9 protein-coding genes are annotated in these 19,535 nt (G+C 68.7%); all 9 read right to left on the reverse strand.

The window, feature by feature from the left end; all coding sequences use genetic code 11:
• Positions 1–26: 26 nt before the first annotated feature.
• Positions 27–2,033, reverse strand: coding sequence for a UvrD-helicase domain-containing protein (locus AB0F61_RS19315; protein ID WP_357811412.1), 2,007 nt, complete (start codon positions 2,031–2,033; stop codon positions 27–29).
• Between the two features lie 269 nt (positions 2,034–2,302).
• Positions 2,303–4,846, reverse strand: a complete 2,544-nt coding sequence (locus tag AB0F61_RS19320) for a DUF262 domain-containing protein (RefSeq protein ID WP_357811414.1) — start codon at positions 4,844–4,846, stop codon at positions 2,303–2,305.
• A gap of 92 nt (positions 4,847–4,938) precedes the next feature.
• Complete coding sequence (locus tag AB0F61_RS19325) at positions 4,939–8,664, reverse strand: AAA family ATPase (RefSeq protein WP_357811417.1); 3,726 nt, start codon at positions 8,662–8,664, stop codon at positions 4,939–4,941.
• A gap of 86 nt (positions 8,665–8,750) precedes the next feature.
• Entirely contained in the window at positions 8,751–10,337 is a 1,587-nt protein-coding gene (locus AB0F61_RS19330; protein WP_357811549.1) for a serine/threonine-protein kinase, read from the reverse strand.
• 48 nt (positions 10,338–10,385) lie between these two features.
• Positions 10,386–12,353: an N-6 DNA methylase gene (locus tag AB0F61_RS19335; protein ID WP_357811420.1), complete on the reverse strand. Its 1,968-nt coding sequence runs from the start codon at positions 12,351–12,353 to the stop codon at positions 10,386–10,388.
• A gap of 2 nt (positions 12,354–12,355) precedes the next feature.
• Entirely contained in the window at positions 12,356–13,138 is a 783-nt protein-coding gene (drmC, locus tag AB0F61_RS19340) for a DISARM system phospholipase D-like protein DrmC (RefSeq protein WP_357811423.1), read from the reverse strand.
• Complete coding sequence (locus tag AB0F61_RS19345; RefSeq protein ID WP_357811426.1) at positions 13,135–15,030, reverse strand: DUF1998 domain-containing protein; 1,896 nt, start codon at positions 15,028–15,030, stop codon at positions 13,135–13,137. Before AB0F61_RS19345 ends, drmC begins: the two co-directional genes overlap by 4 nt.
• Entirely contained in the window at positions 15,030–18,815 is a 3,786-nt protein-coding gene (gene drmA, locus AB0F61_RS19350; protein WP_357811429.1) for a DISARM system helicase DrmA, read from the reverse strand. Before drmA ends, AB0F61_RS19345 begins: the two co-directional genes overlap by 1 nt.
• A gap of 50 nt (positions 18,816–18,865) precedes the next feature.
• Positions 18,866–19,501: a hypothetical protein gene (locus AB0F61_RS19355; protein WP_357811432.1), complete on the reverse strand. Its 636-nt coding sequence runs from the start codon at positions 19,499–19,501 to the stop codon at positions 18,866–18,868.
• Positions 19,502–19,535: the final 34 nt, after the last annotated feature.

The raw sequence follows: 19,535 nt of genomic DNA on the forward strand, positions 1-19,535 counted from the left end.
TCCACCCGGGAGCGCCGGTGACGTCGTCACCTGGGCGGGCTGCCGGCGGCGAAATCCAGGAACGGGCTGTGCGCTCCGCTCCACGACACCCATAGCGCCTCTCGCGCCCGCGTGCTGGCGACAAAGAGAAGGCAGCGCTCTCTGAGCATGTCGCTCTCGTGCTGCAACAAGTCCACTTCGGGCGGCGTGATCTCCTTCGCGAAAGGCACGGCCCGTGCCGTGGCGCCGACGACGGCCACGCACCGGAACTCCAGACCCTTCATGGCGTGCATCGTGGCGAGCCGCACCCCGTCGACCTCCGCCCCGGGATGGTCCCGCACCAACACCGACGGAATACCGGCTGCCGACAACTCGTCGCGCACCGCACCCAGGGTCGTGTTGAAGCGCGCACAGACCGCAATCTCATTCGGCTGCACGTCCTGCGCCAGCCACTCCCGCACTTGCGCCACGAGCCCCGCGACCTCAGCCTGGCTGGTCGCATAACCCTTGGCATGCGGCCGCTTGCCGTGCAGCAGGGAGCGATAGCCAGTGAGGCTGTCCTCGCCCTCACCGGCGAGGTCATCTATCCGCGAACCGACCAGCACAGCCGTGGACCAGGACAGGATCTCCTCGGTGCTGCGGTAGTTGATGCGCAGCCGGCTGCTGCGCCCCGTGACGGAGATGCCGAGGATGCCGAGTGACACCCGGGAGTCGTAGATCCGTTGGTGCGGGTCACCGGTGATGAACAGGTCGTCGGGGCCAGACACCACCGACGCGCGCAGGACTCGCCACTGGGCCGGATGCAGGTCCTGCGCCTCGTCGACCACCAAGTGGTCGAAGCCGTGGACGCTTAGGTCGGCTTCACCGAGCAGTTGAGCCGCTCGGGCGCACACCTGTAGGTGGGTGATGGTGCCGGCCGCCGCCAGCTCGGCCGAGAACAACTCCACCGCGTCCCATACCCGGTCACGTTGTCGCGGGCCCAGCGCCGATCCTCTTCCCCGCCGGCTGACCTCGCGGTACTCCTCGCGGCTGCGCACGTCTTGGGCGAGGATGACGTGCCGGTACTCCTGGACGAGGAACTGCTCGGTCCAGGGCAGTGTCAGCCGCCGGCACACCCGCCGCCAGACCTGTCGCTCGTCCGCGTCCCCAATCGGAGTGGGCACTCGCCCAGCGAGAGTGCGCACCGTTCGATTGGCGAGCGCGTTGACCGTGGTCACGTCCACCCGCGCCAACTGCTTCTCGTCGCCGAGGAGCAGCGCCAAATTCTCCCGGAGGGCGGCGGCCAGGGCATTTGTATACGTGGTGAGCAGCACCCGACCGTCGGCTGAGCGGGACAGTAGGTGCTTGACCCGGTGCAGGGCGACCACCGTCTTGCCCGTTCCCGGACCACCCGTCACCTGCGCCGGCCCCTTGTATGAGACCCGGTACGCCAGCCGCCGCTGTGACGGGTGAAGGAACACCCGCCAGGCGGCGAACGGCTTGTCGAGGATCTCGGCCAGCTCGTCGGGCCGGGTCACCAGCATGATGCGGCTGGTGGTGTTGGCGATCGCCGCGGCCAGGCTCCCGCTCGGCTCCGGCGTCGCGGCAGCCGGCCGGCGTTCGACAACGAGGTCGCGATAGACGTCATCGGGGGAGAATCCCTCCGCGAGGTACTGCAAAACCTCGAATTGGTCCTCAGGAAGCAGCATACCGAACGCTTCGAGCTGTGGTTTGTCGATGATCGTCCGTACGGCTCGCAGCACCTGGTCGTCGATACCGAGGTGACGCAGCGAGGTGTCGGAGTGGCGGGCGAACAGCAGCGCCGGCGCCTGCGCCGCCGCTTTCTCCAGTGTCGGCGTGAGCTGCTCGAGAGCGACGACGTTGCGGACCTCCAGTGCCCGAGTCGCCGTGTTGACGGTGTAGAGGCGCTTTGCCGCCCACGTGTACGCGCGGTCGTGCGGTACGACGTTCAGCAGGAGGAATGTGTCACTGCCGTCGTCAGGTGCTAGGACGACCCCACGCCAGAAGTCGTTGATCCTGATAGTCCGCATCCGCGGGTCGCGGGCGTTGTTCACCGACTCCAGGTGCAGGCCCTTGTCTGCGTGCAGGTCTGCGATGGTGAGTTGCTGGAACTTCGCCATCGCCTTGCGTACGCCGGCCTTTATCGGCTTCTCCAGGACGTCGAAGCTCTCCCAGAAGGTGTTGGCGAAGGCGAGCTGAGGCACAAGCAACCTCCAGAGAGTGGGGTCGGCGGCGGTGGCACTATCGGGCGACGCCAGGCGGGCCGGCTTCCGCAACGCCCCAGCCCGGGGCGCTGCGGAAGCGGAAGTGTCGGCGCCGGAGCTTAGACCATGATCAGCTCCTCCGAGGCGGGCAACTGCGCCTGGTCGTAGAACCAGCGCAGGTGGTCGAGCAATCCGTCCCGGGCGTCGGAGTCGGTGAGGACGGTCAGCGAAAACCCGGGCCGAAGCGCGATCTTGGCGGCGGCGATGTCCACACCCGGCAACTGGTTCAGACGCTGACGCAACTCCTCCCGCAGGGCGACGTCCCCGAACGGGGGCCGGACGCTCAGGTGCTGGAACACGACTTCGAACTTCCCGCTCGGGTAGATCGTCGCCGGCCAAACGTCACCGAGTTCGTGCCTCCGGTCGCGGGCCATGAGGAAGCAGGAGGTTTCGTCCCTCGTGCCGAAAAGTAGGGTGCCGCCGATCGCGGTCCAAGCCTCCAGCACGACCTGGGTAGCGGTGGCAACCGCCGGTCCCTGGAGAGCGGTCAACTGCTCGAGAAAGCGTGCGGCATAGTCGACCTCCTGGTCAGCGCGCGGCCGGGGCAGGCGCTCGGGCAGATCATCCGGCGTCACCCCGGCCAGCTGCGCCAGCTCCTCGGTGCCGATCCGCTGGGCCTGGTCCGCGCGGTCGTACTGGTCGAACTGCACGCCCTCCGCACGCAGTAGGGCGCGCGGGTCGTCGGTGCGGTTCGGATCGAGCCAGCGGAAGCCCGGGGAGACCGTGCCCTCGACCTGCAGGACCCGATGGGCGTTCGGGACAGGGTGGTTGGCAAGTCGGGCACCAACGGGCACTGGAGCGGTGCCGATAAGTGCGGCCAGGTCGCCGTACGTGGTCCACGAACCTGCGGGCAGCTCGGCGAGAGCCTTGTTCATCACATCCCATGGCACCACCGACTGGTCGACCGCCTGCTCCGTGGGGCCCGGCCAGATGGAGATGATTCGTTCCGCGAGCGCGTCAGCCCTGGCATGGATCTCGGGACGGCCCCAGCGGTCCTGGGCGGCGATCTCCTGGTTGAGCACGATCCCGCTCTTGCCGAGCTGGACTCGCTTGACCGGGAAGGAGCTGTTGCTCAGCTCCGAGTTGTAGCCGGTCAGGGTCAGGTTCCCGAGGGTGTGGACCAGGGCCTCGTGCGCCTCACCGACGTTTTCCTCCGGCCCGAGGTCAGGTGCCAGCATCTGCCGCCATTCGCTGGTGGAGGTCTGCGGCAGCACGTGCTCGATGGTCAGCGAGTCCAGCGCCACCGGCTCCTTGCTGCCGTACGACTCCTCCAGCCACCGCAGTACCAGGTTGCGTTGGTGTGGACGGCCGTTGAGGTAGTACGGGATCGACCGGACGGCGGCCCGGACGCTTTCGTCGGTGGCGTAGTACTTGCGACCGACCGAGAGGTAGGAGTGCACAGCCTGATCCACCGGCAGGTCCCGGTCCATCTCTGTGACGACGGACAGCAGGATCCGGTTGATGTTCGCGGTGGCTCGACCGATCACCAGGCGACGAACGAAGAAGCTTTCTATGTACAGCATTGCCGACGCGACCTCGGCGGACGTCGCAGTGCCGTTCTCGCGGCGGTCCAGCAGGTGCAGCAGCAGCGGGTAAACCGTGGTCGTACCCCAGGCACTTAGCCGCTCCAGCCGCCGCTGTACGTCTGGGTCCTGCTCCTCGCCGGGATGGAGGATCACCCGGAGCAGGGCACCAAGGCGGCTGAACCGCTGCACCTGCGCCTCAATCTCCTCTTCGGAACGCAGTTGCTCAAGCCGGGACTGCTGCGCCGCATAGATGTCGGTTTGCTTGATCCGCGGGTCGTGGTGAACCAGATCGAGCCAGAAGAGCAACTCCAGCTCCGCCGACGTCAGTCGACTTTGCAGCGGCAGCCACAGGGCCTGGTAGACCGTTTCGCCCCGGACCGGCAGCCTCATGAACAGATAGTTGCGCAGCAAGTCACCCTGGGTGAGCTTTAGACCGGTGTTGTTCAGCGACTCGAAGATCCGGTAGACGTTGTCCCCCGGCTGCGCGGTGACCGACACCAGCGCCAGGCCCGTGATGACGGCGCTCTCGATGCGCTCGATGTCCAGCGGATCGTCCGGGTCGTCGGCCGCGGCGAGTTGGTTGGCGAAGAACTGATAGGCGACACCCACGGGGTCGACGCCCCCGGCCTCAGGGGAGGATTCCAGACAGGCCACGTAGGCGTCCCGGTCGGCCTGGGTGGGAACTAGCTTCCACCGGCGCTGCCCCTGCTCCCACGGATTCGTCAGGTACTGCTGGTTGAGACGGTCGCGGTGCTTGGGGTCCTCGTGCTGCGCCCGATGATCGCGAATGGCGCAGAGCAGGATGGTCAGGCTGGTCAACCGCTGTTGGCCGTCGACCACCAAAAACTCGGCGAGGCCCGCCGGACCGTTCGCGGGACTGGGCGCGAGCACCAGCGAGCCGATGAAGTGCGTGGCGCCCGGGTTGTCCACCCGGTCCTCGGCTAGCTTGCGCACGTCCTCCCACAGTCGCGCCAACTGCGCCTTTGTCCACGAGTAGGTGCGCTGATACAACGGCACCTGATACTGCTTCGTCCCCTCCAACAACCCTTGAAGCGTGGTTTCCGCTGCCGCGACCATCCTCGACCCCTCTATTTTGGCCGGCACCCGAGCCGGCAAGGAAGCAAATCAACGTCCGAATAAGCAAGCGACGTCAGCCGCAGCCCGCAAACTCAGAGACCGAAGACTTTCTGGGCGAGGTTTCGCCAGGCCGGGAAGTCCACCCCACCCCGATCGTCTGTCACAATCAACATGCCCTGGGCTCCGCCGCCATCCTCCGTCGACAGGATCCCGTTGCGGGCATACCAGTCCTTCTTGAGCGCCCACTTGGCGGCATACCTTGGGTCGGAGAGCATCCCGAGGTGTTCCCAGATGACCTTCTCCCCCAGGTCCGTGTCGATCGTGAAGTCCGGTCGAACAGTCCTGCCATCGGCGCCGATGAAGGGCGTTTCGTAGTCGTAGGACAGGCCGAGCTGGTGCAGCAGGTTCGCGATCAACAACTCGCTCTTGCTGCGGACCAGTTCACCCCGGTCAGTACGGTGCACCAGGCCCCGGTCGACCACGGCATCGCCGACCTGAATGGGTTCCGACGGCACGAACAGGTTCGTCAGACGACCGGCGGTGTCGGAGTAGACGGGGGAGCCGCGCTTGGCGACCTCGTCGAGGTCGGCCTCGTGCAGCAGGATCACCTTGCCCTTCTGCCGGGTCAGGGCGGTGTAGAGCAGTTCCCGACTGAGCCCGCCAGCTTCCGCCGGGAGCACGACAACGGTGATACCGAATTCGCTTCCCTGCGACTTGTGGATGGTGATCGCCCATGCGAGTTCGAGCATCGGCGCGCGGGTATCGTCGGACCAGTCGTAAAAGTCGTACTTGACTCTCTCGCGGCCGCTGAACTCAATCTCGGTCTTGTTCGGCGGCCAGGTGACCCACTTGGAGCGCGTCTGGCCGACCACCACCCCCAGCTCACCGTTGGCGACGAAACGCTCCGCGTCCTTGGGGTAGATCCGGGACGGCTTGAACTGGTGGTTCCGGATGTTGATGACCTTGTCGCCGACGACAATGCGTTCCGGGCCGATCGGCTTGGCGTTCCGCCGCGTCGGCCCGACCGCCTGTTCGAGGGCACCAGTGCCGAACGCGTCCTTCAGCGCACGGTTGATCTCGATCGTGCCCCAACCCCGGCTGCGAACAGGTGACAGGATCTGCCACGCGTCGGCGCGGCCTCCCGCGCCAGCCGGAAAGTAGAGATTTCCCTTGGCGGACACGATGCCGCCGTAGCTGCGGCCGAAAGCTGCGGCAAGATCCTCGTCGGACGCCATCCTCATCTCCTCGACCTCCTCACGCAGGACGGCGAGGAGAGTCGGGAACAGGTCGCCTCGGCCGTACTGGACGGCGCGCAGTGTCGACAACTGCTCGCCCGCTCGCAGCCGCTCCCAGACCAGGTCGGCCGCCGGGGACAGCTCCCCGTCGGCAAACCAACTGGCCAGGACCAGGTCATCGCGTTCCTGTCCGACCTGTCGGCGGGGAATGGTGAGTTCGGCGTAGCCAGGTCCGCATCGTGGCGTGCGGGTAGCGATGTCGTCGGGTGCGAGTCGACGGACGATGTCGACGAAGGGGCGACCGGCGCCGATCGGCGGGAGTTGCCGGGGATCTCCGACCAGCACCAGCCGTTGCACTCCGGTAACCGCGTCGAGCAGTGCCGCCAGCTGCTCCTCGGTGAGCATCGAAGCCTCGTCCACCACCACGGTCCTGTAGTTCTTGGACCGAGTCTGCACGTCACCGGTCACCAGGTACCGCTCGGTCCACGGGTCGTACCGGCTGGTTGAGATCAGGAACTGCGCCAGGGTGACCGCGGGGGCGTCGACCCGCTGCGCCAGCTGCACCCGGGCCTTACCGGTGGAAGCGACCAGGAGTACTCCCCCGGCGGCCACCGACTCCGTGTGCCGCAGCACCTGCAACAGGGTGGTCTTGCCCGTTCCCGCCGAGCCGATGAGGACGCTGATCCGCGACGAGTAGAGCGTATTGAGGGCGGCGACCTTCTCAACCCGGGCACGCTCCTCGGCGTCCAGTTCGTCCTGTGGGAGAGTGTCATCCATAGGGCCCAGCAGCGTGTTGAGACGTGTCGCGAAATCGGGTGCGCCGGCGATGGGAGCCGCCTTGAGACGGCGTTCAGTCTGGTCGCGGATGACGTCCCCGACCCGGGTCAGGTCGGCGAGCTGCAGGGCCGGCGCACCATTTGGCAGGGTCACCCCGGTCAGCGGCGCGTCCTCGGGCAGGCTCTCCGCCGACAGGTGATGGGCGTCGAGGACGTCCGCCGTGACCGGGCACGGCGCACTGAGTATCCGTTCTCGGATCCTGTTGACGACGTCGACCTGAGGCTGGAGCGTGTGCCCGGCCGCCTTGGCCCGTTGCAGCTCGTCCATGATGAAGGCACGGACCCGACGCGCGTCGAGGCCGTCGTCCATCGCACTGGGCTTGGGCAGGGGGAACGCGGAAGCCAGGGCGGCGTCCGGGAAACATCCTCGGTCGATGACAGCGAGAGGCACGCCTTCGGGCTGGTCGCGGTCGGCCTCATACAGCCGGTACGGGTTGGCGATGATGTCGCCGTCGTGGAGCGCGGGGTCGCGTCGCTCGACGACAAAGAACCTCTCGGCCTGATCCTTGGTCAGTGAGAAGCGGCTCAGCAGTTGCAGCAGTTGCCTCCGCTCGGGCCTGAGAGCCTTCCAGGTCGTGCGTAGGGTGGGCGTCAGGTGTGTCTTCGCGGTCAGACCGAGCCGTTCCGGGTCCGCCATCGCCGCCTCAAGGGTCTGCCAGGGATCGGTACCCGACCCGGAAGCCGCGGCGACCATGTGAGCGAAAGTCACGTACTGCGGGACGCCGAGGGCGGCCAGGACGCTCGCTAGGCCTGGACGCGGCCCGCGCAGCTTCCAAAGCCGGTTGAGCTGCTCCTCCAGCCAGTCGAAGCCGAGCAGGCCCGCATCCTCGCCGAGGACCCGTCGGGCGGCGCGTCCCGCCGCCATCAACGCGAGCAGTCCGTCGATGGCAAGGTCGTGACTGACGTGCTCGGTGACATAGGAGAACGCCTCCCAACCGCCCTCCGGAGCGAACGCCAGTGCGTCGCTGATGTCGACGCCCTTCCGGTCGCGGGCCTCAAGTAACGCCTGATAGGGCATGAGGAACCCCCGCTGCTGATCGGGGCGCAGTGAGTGCCCGATGGTGGTCTCCCACATCTGGGCCGGGAAGGGCTCCCCACCGCTGCTGCGGTAGGCCCCGGTCGGCGTGACGGCGGTGACCATGGCGGCACCGACGAGCAATCGACGGGAGTCGTCAGTGAGCGGACTGTGCTTGGCATAGAAGAAGACGATGCTGCGCTCCGTCTGTACCGAGCTGAAGAAGGAGTCCAGGATCGCCCGCTGGTTGTCGCCGTGCATCGTCCATGTGGTGTTTCCCCAGCCGGTGATGGCGTCGACCCGCTCCTCGAGCTCGGGCAGCAGGCCGAGACGGCGTTCCTCGTTCACCGCCTTGGCTCCGTCTCGGGACATCCACCGGAAGGGCACCGCTTGGGCGGAGTACGGCGGCATGGTCTGCGAGGTGGGCTGGAACGTCGCGAAGGCCGGCGACTTCTGCGTGAAGGGGTGCGTGCGCTGGAACGGGATCACCCGGGGCGACATGAAGGTGGCCCGTTCCGCCACGCAGGGCGGAGCGTCGGCCAGCGGCAGGTCGGCGATGTCCCGCCCGGCGTGGCGCTGCTCATGATCGTCACGGCGGTTCTGGCCGATGTTCTTGAGCAGCACGCAGGTGCCGTTGCCGTGCGGATCGGCGCAGACCGTCCCCTTCCAGCCGTTGTCATGCCACGGCACGCGGATGGAGATGTGTTCGATCTGTGCCCCGGTCTCACCCATGACGCTCTCCTCAGTCGACGCCGCTCTCGGCGGCGGTCACGTGATCGGTCCGTGTTGCGGTGCGGTCCGCCAATCGGCGGTGTGGTTCACCGGGATTTGGGCCTGCGCAGTCCGGAGAGCAAGTCGGCAATCTCCAGAGCGCTAGGGTGGGTGGCGCCATGCAGCCGGGTCTGGTCCGCCAAAAGACGGGTCAGGGTCTGTTCGGCGGCGTGCCGCTGGCCGGCACCGAGTTGAAGCAGGCCAATCTGGCGGCGCAGTTCCAGCGTGCGAGGGTCGTCCGAGCCAAACGCCTGGGTCTCGTCCCGCACGAGCGCTTCGAGCTGCCGCAACGCCTCGCTGGTCTCACCGAGGAGCGCGCGGCAGGTGGCGCCCCTCAGCCGACAGTGCAGCGCGAGATCAACCCGTGGACCCTGCTCCCGGGCGACATCCTGGGCGAGATTCTCATACGCCGGGGCAGCCCGCCGGTAGTCGCCTTCTTCGAAGAGCGCGTCGGCGAGTTCTCGACGGGCACCCACCACGTCGTCGTCGGCCTCGCCGAGAGCGTTGATCGCCGGCGCGACCGCGGCGGCGAGGACTTCCGCGGCCTGGCCGTAGCGGGACGACCCGACCAGCCGACTGGCTTCCGCTCGGGCATGCCGCAGATCCGAGCGTCCGATCCCCGACGCCTCGTCTGGCCGCCGCTGGGGCGGTGCCGGCGGCTTGGCCGATTCAGTGGTGGGCGCGGACTGCAGGGTCGGCCCGGGAGCCAGCGGCGCGGAGGCCGAGATGAACACCCGCGCCAGCATTGAGCTGTACATCCGCGTTGGGCTCACCGTCGATACCCCGTCAATGATCCCCGGGATCTGCCCGAGACCGGTGGCGAAGGGAAGCAGACGGTCGAAGACGACCTGGGCGCTCACCGGCCGGTCCTCGGGCTTCTTCTCCAGCAGATGCAGCAGCAGTTCTTCCAGGCCGGCGGGTACGTCGTCCCGCACGCCGCGCACCGGCAGCGGCTTGTGGCTGACCTGCTTGCTCCACACGTCGTAGGAGGTCGACCCGGTGAAGAGCCGCTCGCCGGTGAGCATCTCGTGCAGGGTGCAGCCCAACGCGTAGAGGTCGGTGGCGGGGCCGCTGATGTTCGTCTCGATCTGCTCGGGCGCCATGTAGGCCGGTGTGCCGGGCGGCAGTCCGGTGGCGGTGATCTTCGAGAAGTCCGCGAGGGTGGGCGCTGCTGCAAGTCCAAAGTCGAGCACCTTGACCGCGCCGTCGGGCTGGAGCATGAGGTTGCTCGGCTTGAGGTCACGATGCACGAGCGACGCCTGATGTGCGGCGGCGAGGACCGCACAGACCTGGGCGGCGATCCCGGCCGCCCAGCCGATGGGCAGCGCGCCCTGCTCGGCGACCAGGTCGGCGAGGCTGATCCCCTGGATGCGCTGCATGACCAGGTAGGGGCGACCCTCGTGCGACCCGACGTCGTACACGGCAGGAACACCGGGGTGCTCGAGCCGGGCGGTGATCCGCGACTCGCGGACGAACCGGCGGATGTAGTCCTTGTCCTGCTCACCGTTCGGGAAGCGGATGAACTTCACCGCCACGTGCCGGTCCAGTTTGGTGTCGTGCCCCAGCCACACCTCGCCCATGCCGCCACGGCCGATGGGCAGGTCGTCCAGCTCATACCGGCCGTTGATCAGCATCCCCACCGCGACAGCCCTTCCCGTGCTCGAACCACTGGCATGCGCACGCTAGTCCGCCACCGTCGGGCGCAGTGTCCCGTCGCTGAGACCGACGAACCCTCGCTCGACCAACTCCTCCCCCAGAGCCGTCGCCTCCCGCAACCGCGTCTCGAACGCCATCAACTGGCGGAACGCTGCTCCGATCCGGCGCTGCTCCGACAGGGGCAGCCGGGGCAGGCGGGCCCGGCGGATGTCGAGGCGGCCGGCGAGGGACGAACCGCCGGAGCCCGAGCCATGCCGCGTGGCCCGCAGGAAACCGGCCAGGAAGTACGGATCCAACTGCTCCGTGTCGACCCGGAGCAGGTAGAGCCGCGGGCCGAGCAGTGGGCCGCCTTCGGTGACGACATGGAAAGCGGATGCTTGTGGGGCGAGGGGTGTCACCACGTCGCCCGCCCTGAGGGTGACCGCACCGGGTAGGGGCACGGCTGTCCCGGATGCCGGGCGCCCGAGCCGGACGTCCCGGGCGGTGAGCACCGGCGTGGGTCCGTCCTCGTCCGTACCCATCTTTATCGGAGCCTGCCGGAGGGTGACCGCGCCCGTTCTAAGCAGCTCGCCGACGGTGGTCATCACCGGGACGTCAGGCGACGGATTGTCGGTCAGGTCCGGCAGTGTCGGCACGAGGGCATCGACGGCCTTGCTCAACGCCGTCAGCACAGGTGGAAACGCGGACGGTCGCGTGCCGGCGACAGCGAGGTGCCGTCCCGGAGAGAGGTCGACATCGTCGTCCAACAGATCGATGATCGGCACCGCCCGGCTACCGGCCGGCAGCTCGGACCCGGCGCAGAAAGCAACCCATGCCTCTACGGCATCTGCCGGTTCGGAGCACGCATCGACCATCAGCACCTCGTCGAGACGCGGCGTTCCGTCGGGGCGCTGCATCAGCCACACATCCGGTGCCACCGTCCCGGCCGGTCCGGTGGCCGACAGACAGATAACCGCGCGCAGCGCCCCGGCACGGAGCAGGTTCCCCCGGATGCGTCGGCCCGAACGCCTGCTGGCGGCAGCGCCCGGCATGAGGATCGCGACCCGCCCTCCGGGCTTGACGTGCCGGAGACAGTGCTGCACCCAGGCCAGTTCCGGTTCCCCCCGGGGCGGCAGGCCGTACTCCCAGCGCGCGTCGCCGGCCAGCTCGTCATGCCCCCAGGACCGGTCCGCGAAGGGCGGGTTGCACACCACCGCGTCGAACAGGTCCCCGGCGTACGCATCGGATCGCAGTGAATCTGACACGGCGACTCGGGCATTCCCGGCGTGCAGGAGGAGCCGGGCGGCGGCGATACGGGCTGCCGTCCGGTTAACCTCCTGGCCGCGGAACTCCTGAGCCCGGCTCCCAGCAGCCGCGAGCAGCAGGGTGCCGATCCCGCAGGCCGGGTCGAGAATGGTCTCCGTCTCCGACGCGGCAAGAGCGACCATGAGGAAGGCGAACGCCGCGGGCGTGACAGTGTGGCGGCGGGAGTGCACCTCAAGATAGCGCTGGCAGAGGAAGTCGAAGACGGCCCGGGATCCCTCCTGGTCGGCCGCCTCTGCGGCCAGGCGCACGATGATCGCCGCATCCCGGTCCGGCAGGTCGGTGATGAGGTGCCCGAACTCCGGGACGGCCGTGCGCATGGCCTCGACCAGCCGATCCACCACCACGGCGTCGGGCTGGTCGGCGAGTGCCTTCCAGCCGGCCGGATCCCGCTCGAGGAAGACCAGGAAGCCCCCGAGGTAGCCGATTCGGTCGCCCAGCTCCAGGTCGGCAGCGGAGCCTCGCAGCGACTGCCAGACCCGGTCGACGGGGGTGAGTCGGAACGGCTTGTCATGTGTGCTCAGCCAGGCCTCGACCTCCACTAGCGCGAAGAGAGGGCTCGCGGAGCTGCCGCCGACGGGCTGCGGAAAGTCGGGGAAGCGCCGCCGCCAGTTGCTGACCGCCGCCCGCCCGACGCCCGCCAGGCGCGCGATGTCACCTGTGGCGACGGTAGGGCCGTCCGAACCCGGCATGGTCACCACCCCTGCCCGGACGTCGGGAGCCTGACCAGCACCCCGCGGGCCTGCAGTTCCGCGATGTGCTCGCCCGCCCGTTGGGGTGCCGTGCCGCCGCGCACCAGCAGCCCCGCCTCGATGTTGCGGTTGACCCCGGACTGGGTGAGGTTGGCACTGGACACCAACAGCACCCTGCGGTCGGCAACGGCAATCTTCGCGTGCATCTTGGCGCTGTCCTCGGCCCGGCGCTCAACCGGCCAATGCCACACCTGGACACCGGGCAGGTTCGCAAAGGCGGCGGCTGGTTCCGCACCGTTCAACGCACCCCGTGCGCCAGCCAGCGTCTCGACCACGACGGTCACGGCCACTCCGCGCCCGACCGCCGCCGTCAGCGCGGCCAACAGCGGCGGATAGGGCTTCGCGGAGTACGTCATCAGCAGCAGCTCGGCGTTGGCCTCCGCAACCAGGTCGACCAGCACCTGTGCGGTGGCACGGACCGGCACCGGATGAGTGCTCGGCCCACTCCACACCGACTCGATCCGTACCGCAGCGGACCGCTGCGCGTGCCCGGCGGCCAGCCCGCGCAAGTAGGCGGCCGCCTCCGCGCCCGGCAACCCCGAGGCGCGCTGCGCGGCCAGCACCGCTCCGGCCGCCTCGGCGAAGCCGGGAACCGGGACGGCGTGGCGGACGGACTGCTCCGGCGAGCCGTCGCCGAGGCGGTCAGCAAGCACCCGCAGGTGTCCCGGCCCAAGCCGGTTCACCGCGGCCTCGGCCGCCGCCTCGAACGCCGGACGCCAGCTCATGGCAGCTCGGGAAAGAGCGCCAGCTCCGGCTTGTCGATCGGTACGACGAACCGCCGGTCCAGGAACCGGTTGCCGCGTTCGCAGGTCGTCTCGGAGACGAAGAGGCAGACGTGACACGCGGCGCCGTGCAGGAAGTCCGCCGGGTCCTGCGGCAGCCGTTCGGCGCAAAGTGGGTCCGACGAGCAATGCATGGCGTCGGACAGCGCCCGCCGGGTGAGCCGGACCAGCGAGTCGTGCTCGGCCAGCGACACCAGCCCGCCGAGGGTGCCTTCGGCGTCCGGCACGGCGGTGTAGATGAGGATGCCGGCGCGTTGCGGGTCGGCCTCGGTGCCGGAGTAGATCCGCTCGGAGAGACTCGCCGAGCTGTAACCGCACTCCAGGGCGATAGTGCGGATCAGCAGGTGCGACAGGGTGTGCAGGGCGATGTACCGCTCCCCCGGCCAGAGGTGCATCGGGTCGAACGGTCCGGCGATCCGACCGGAGTAGCGGTTCTTGCGGAACCGGGCGTATGCGTCCCGGTGTTCCTGCATGACCTCGGTGTACTCGATCCGCTGCTCCCACGGGGCGAGCAGGTCCTCGGGCAGGCGCAGGAAGATGCCCTCGCCGCGTACCTCGCTGGCCGGCACCCAGGTCGCCGCTGCCTTGGACAGCGACGCGCGGGTGACGAGGTCGGGGTCTTCCGGGTCGGGCGAGTCGAGTCGGGTGAAGCCGACCAGCGCGCGGACCTCCCGCAGCCGTTCGGCCTGGATCACGTCGGCGTAGACGTTCTTCAGCTCCCCGGGCACACCGTCGGGGTCGCGGCGGAGGGTGAAGTCGTCTGTGGCAGGGGGCAGCTGACCGGCGGAGAAGATCTCCCATTCCGGCGTACGCAGGTCGGGGTAGCCCTTCTCCTCGTCGCCCTTGGCGCCGGTGCGGTGCCGCTCGATCGCCGTCCAGATTTCCTGGTCGCTCCACTTCTCCAGCTCACGGAACGCCGGCACGACCGTCCGCAGGTACGGCAGCATGTCCGCGTTGGGGACGCCCTCCAGGGCGGCCCAGTGCTGTTCCACCTTGGCCTGGAGTTCGCTCGCGCCGGTGCGTGGCACGGCCAGTGCGGAGAGGGTCTGCGCGAACCACTGGTTGGACGCGCCGACAACCAGGAGTTTCAGCTCGGCAGCCCGGCAACCCTTCGGGTCGAAGTCGCCGAGGTGCGGCCGACGGCCACGGCAGCGGGGCAGCTTGTCCGCGCCGCGTGGACCGAGGACCTCCTTCATGTTGCGGCGGGCACCGCAGGGAGCGCACTTGATCTCGACGTTAGCGCCCAGGTTGCCGCCGCGGTCGTCCATCTTCAGCTTGGGATGGCTGGCGTTGGGGCAGGCACCGCCCTGGTGGACGAAGTGGGCGTACGGGAAGTCGTCGAGGTGGCCTTCGGTGCAGGCGAGCACGAATCGGGCGCCCACCGCCATCGGTCTGCGGCCCGACTTCTTGCGGCTGCACACGGTGTGGAAGAAGCGGGCCTCGTGTGGCTTACGCGGCTTGGAGTTTTCGAAGCCGAAGACGTTCGAGTCGATCGGCGCCAGGTCGTCGCAGGCCGTGCAGCGCAGCCATCCAGGAAACGGCGTGATGGGCACTCCGACGCGGCCGGCCGGGCCGGTCGGCTCCCGATCGGTACCGTCCAGCCACGGTGCTGGACGCAGCTCCTTGACCGAGCGCAGTCCCAGTGCCCGCACGGCGGCGAGCAGCCGAGGCTCGACGATCTCCTCCCAGTCGGGGACGACTGAGTAGTTCCAGTCGTCGAGCCCCCGGACCAGAACGGAGAAGTTGGGCAGGTCGACGATCGAGCCGACCCCGGTGGTGAACATCAGGTGGCTGGGGCGGACGGCACCGACCCGCCGGAAGTAGTTGGCGGCCATCAGTTGCCCTTCCCGGTCAGCGTCGATTCGCCGAGCTCATCCCCGTCCGGCAGGTCCTCATCCCGTTTGGCGTCGGTCTGCGGGCCGAAGGACCACTCTGGCGTCCCGTACTGCGGGTTGAAGATCTCCCCGCCGGCGGGCAGCACCAGGTTGATCTCGTTCTCGGTCTCCCGCATGGACATGCCGACCGTCAGGCCGGTCCATCGCCCGCCACCGGCCACGGTCAGCAGGCCATCCAGCTTCTGCTGTTTGAACGTCCCCTCTGAGTAGCCGAGCCGGGACGAGCCGGTCTTCTTCTTGTTCCATGCGTCGCGGAGCGTGTTGAGACGCTCCTGGAGGTAGTCGCGACCGCGCGTACCGCCGATCGCCTCGGCGCGGGCCAGCAGCCGGCCGATCACCCGCTGCACCTCCGGCCCGTCGAGCGGCACGTCGTGGGCGTCGGTGTTGCGGGAGAAGCTGTCCTCGCCGTTGCGCACGGCCGCGACGAGGGTCGCGGTGGTGCCCCGGTCCAGCGCCCGCCGGGTGTACGGGGTGACCGACAGCGCCTCCACCTGACGGTAGAAGGTCGCGTGGTAGTACTCGAAGTCCTCGTAGTGGGCCAGGTCCCGCGGCCTGGTCCAGTTGTAGAGGGTGACCACTAGTCCGGGCCGCTTCGCGTCGCGGCCGACCCGGGAGGATGCCTGGATGTACTCGGCGGTGTTCTTCGGCTGCCCAGTGACGACCATCAGGCCGAAGCGGGACACGTCGACGCCGACCTGGAGCATCGAGGTGGCGAGCACCGCGTCGACCGGCACCCGGTTCTCGTCCTGCCGCCGGTAGAAGCTCTGGGTGACCGGGTGCAGTGACAGCTTCGGGTTCGACGCGGTCTTGGCCTTGAACGCCTCCCGCATGCCCTCCAGCACCGCCCGCCGTCGGGCGGAGGTGTCGAGCTCCGGGTCGAAGCCGTTCTCCAGCCGCTTGAGCACCTCGCTGATGTCGGCGGAGGAGACCCGGGAGGTGAGTTCCTGCACGTTGAGCATCTGCGTGCCGGCGATCCGGTCGGAGAGGCCCTTGCGCCGGCCGTGGCTGCGGACGCGCGTGGTGACCTGGTCGTCGAGGAGGCGGCGCATGCCGGCCAGTTCGCGGGTCGCGCTGAAGTAGCCGACGGTGGTCATGTACGGGTCGGCCGGCTGCCCGTACGTGTCGAAGAGAGTCTGCCCGGCGATGAGCAGGATCTCCGAGACGCGGATCTCCGCCGACTTCATCCGAACGCCGTGCGCGCAGATGCCCAGGTAGCGGCGGCCGGGGTTCTGCACGGTGACCGGCACCTGCCGGCTGAAGAACGTGTCGGTGATGTCGATGACCGGCGGCGGAAAAACGGCGAGCTGTCGGCCGAAGACGCCGAGCACCTGCTCCCGGGCCCGTTTGGTGGTCGCCGTGGACGCCACGATCTTCGGGCCGGCCTCGCGGCCGCCCGGGATCGACCACGTGCAGAGCTGGTCGACGGCCGCCTCGAACAGGCCGACGATGGTGCCGAGCGCACCGGAGATGAGGTGCAACTCGTCCTGGATGATCAGGTCCGGCGGGCGCAGCCGGACGACCGGCTCGCTGGTGACGGCCGGCAGCTTGCCCTTCTTGTTGTGCCGGGCCCCGCAGCCGGTCTTCGCGTCGAGGTCGTCGTGCCGGTAGCCGTGCCGGGGGCAGCGCTCCCGGACCCGGCCGAAGAGCATCCCGGCGAAGCCCCGCCAGGGCAGCTGGGCGAGCTTGTCGACGGTGGCGATGACCAGGCTGGGGGCGTACCGGTAAATCTCCTCGTCGATGGTGAGGATCGGCAGGCCCTCGGTGGAGCGGGTCCGGGAGAACGGGCAGGCATCCGCGCCTTCGGCCTCGGGGCAGAAGACCAGGACCCGCCGCTCATCCTCGCGGACGGTCAGGTCACGCTCGGCGCGCAGCTTCGACCCGCACCACGGGCAGCTCAACGTCTGCAGCACGTTGGTGAACTTGCCGCTGCCAGCCTCGCGCGCCTCCGCGATCTGCTCGGAGGCTTCGGTGAACCAGTTCGGCGAGACCCCGCCACCGACCCACAGCCCGATCCGGAACGGCTCGGCACCCCAGGTGCGCTCCGCCTGTCGACGCAGCACCTCGGCGGCGCAGACCAGGGCAGCGGCGCGCTGGAACTGCTGCGCGGTGAGCAGCCGAAGCGTGTACCGCATCAGCACGGCCACACCGCCCGCTCCGCTGCGGGCGTCCGCGCCAGTGCCGACCACGCCTTGGAGGCGGCGGATCGCGAAGGTGAAGGCGGTCAGCCCGAGGTAGGCCTCCGTCTTGCCACCACCGGTGGGGAAGAAGAGCAGGTCGACGGTCGCGTCCCGATCGGCGGCCCGCTCCGGATGCGCCGGGTCGGTTATCGACGGCAGATTCAGCAGTACGAACGCGAGCTGGAACGGGCGCCAGGAGGCAGCCGCGGCGCCACGCGCGTCGATGGCGGCCCTGGCTGCGGCGTACGGCAGGCCTTGCTCCTCGCGGAGCCGGGCAACCTCACTGTGTCGACGTTGCAGTGCCATCGCCTCGTTGGCGAAACGGAAGGCGGCAATGGCGTCGGCGTGCTTCTCGGTCTCCGGATCGGTGAGCAGCGCGATGCCGGCCCGGATCCGCTCGGCGGCGCGGCGCGCATTGAAGACGGCCGTCACGGCGGCCGGGCGCAGCGGCTCCGGCAGGCCAGGGATCTTGGCCTCCTCGTCGTCCAGCCAGTCCTCGTACCCGTCGGCCAGTGGCGCGAGCCGAGTGCGGAGCCGGTCGATGTCGAGGGTGGCGAGGGCGTCCATGGACAGTTCCACGCCGGCCAGGCCGCTGTCCGCGCCGACCTGGGCGACGGTCGCCGGCACGTTGTGGGTGGGCAGCCAGGTGGTGGCGAGGCGGTGGGCGCACCGCTCGTCCTCACGCACCGACGGGTGGACGGCGACGTTGCGGCCGGAGGCGTAGCGGCGCTGCGACCGGTAGAGGAGTCGCAGGTGCGTCTCCTCCAAGTCGTCACCGACGCCCTGCACCCCGTCCAGCGGGTCGTCGATCGGCAGGAAGACGGCGGCGGCGCCGTCCAGTGCGGTCACCGTGAGGGCGGCCTGGAACAGCCAGGCCGTGTCGCCGTTGCTGGTTGCCTCCTGCTGGGTGTTGATCAGGGCGAGCTGCACAACGCGGCGGCCGTCGCGCGGCCGGACCTCGACGGCCAGGTGCACGCCGGGCTCGTCCTCGTCCGACACCGTCAGCGGCATACGGTAGGACGACTCGCTGTCGAGGCGGACCTCCTTGCGGTACGACACCGGCTCGCGGTACCAGACCCGGCGCTTCTTGCCCTTCTCGTCCTCGGACTCGCGCAGGTCGTAGCGACCCCAGTCGGCGGTCACGGTGAGGACATCGACGTTGCCGGGGACGGCGAACGACAAGCCCATGGACGAGGCCCACATCTTGCCCAGATTCTGCGGGGTGACCACCTCGGGCAGCTCGGCCTCCGCGCCGTCACCCTGGACGGCGGCGTCGACATCCGCCACCTCGGCCGCCTCGCGGCGGTCGGAGCGTGGGCGCTGCTTCGGGCCGAGCATGCCGACGAGGTAACGCTCACGCGGGCCCATCGCGCCGGGGCGGAACTCTTCGCGCTCACCGTCCCACGGGCCGAGCAGGTCCCGCCCGATCAGCTCCTCCAGCTCGTCCCGCACCTGGTAGGAGGTCGCCTCGGGAAACGTCTGCGGCACATCGAGCGGCGGGATCAGCGCCGGTTGGTCGGCGTCATTGTTGCCAGACAAGGAAAGCATCTGCTGCTCGCCTCGCGGGTGTGGAAAGAGACCGCCCTGTGCGTCGACTGTCACTGTGGCCTCCTCTGCTCCCCGATGTGCTGCTGACAACAGGTGTTCGCGTCGATCCGAAAATGCCTCCACGATCGGTTGGTGCCGCGTGGCTGATCAAGGCAGCCGAGCTCGACTGCCTTGGCGAACGCCTCCGGCGCATCGGTCTCCCGATAGCGCCGCGCCGGACCGCTCACTTCCCGCTTCATGATTTCTTTTGGGTCGTTGAGCGTTCCGGTATCTCGATTGCGGTACTGCCTCGGCACTCTCCAAGACGACACCATCTCGGTCAGTGCATCCGGAAACAGGAGCAGCCACGCCTCGATTTCTGCCGTGGACAGCACGTAGTGAGCCGAACCGAACCGCTGTTCAAGGGCCCTCTGAACCCGATCCCGCTTCTCGATGTACTCGTCGCCATCGGAGCCGTCGAGATCCTCATGTACGAAGACGCAGGCGACGTCAGCGTTCTCCCGTGCCGCACGAGCCCGGACCAGCCTCGCGAGCGTGTCGACCCGAGAGTCGAGCATCCCCTTTGCGCTCCGCAGCCGGGCGGGATCTTTAACCTCCACGAGCCGACCTCGCAGGTGCGGACAGAACTCCTCCAGCAGCAGTCGGAGGCATTTCCGGTCATTGCCGTCCTCGCCGACGAGCACCACGACTGGCTTACGTACGGCGTGTATCCGGGTACCG

This window comes from Micromonospora sp. NPDC023888 (assembly GCF_040639415.1).
GTDB lineage: Bacteria > Actinomycetota > Actinomycetes > Mycobacteriales > Micromonosporaceae > Micromonospora.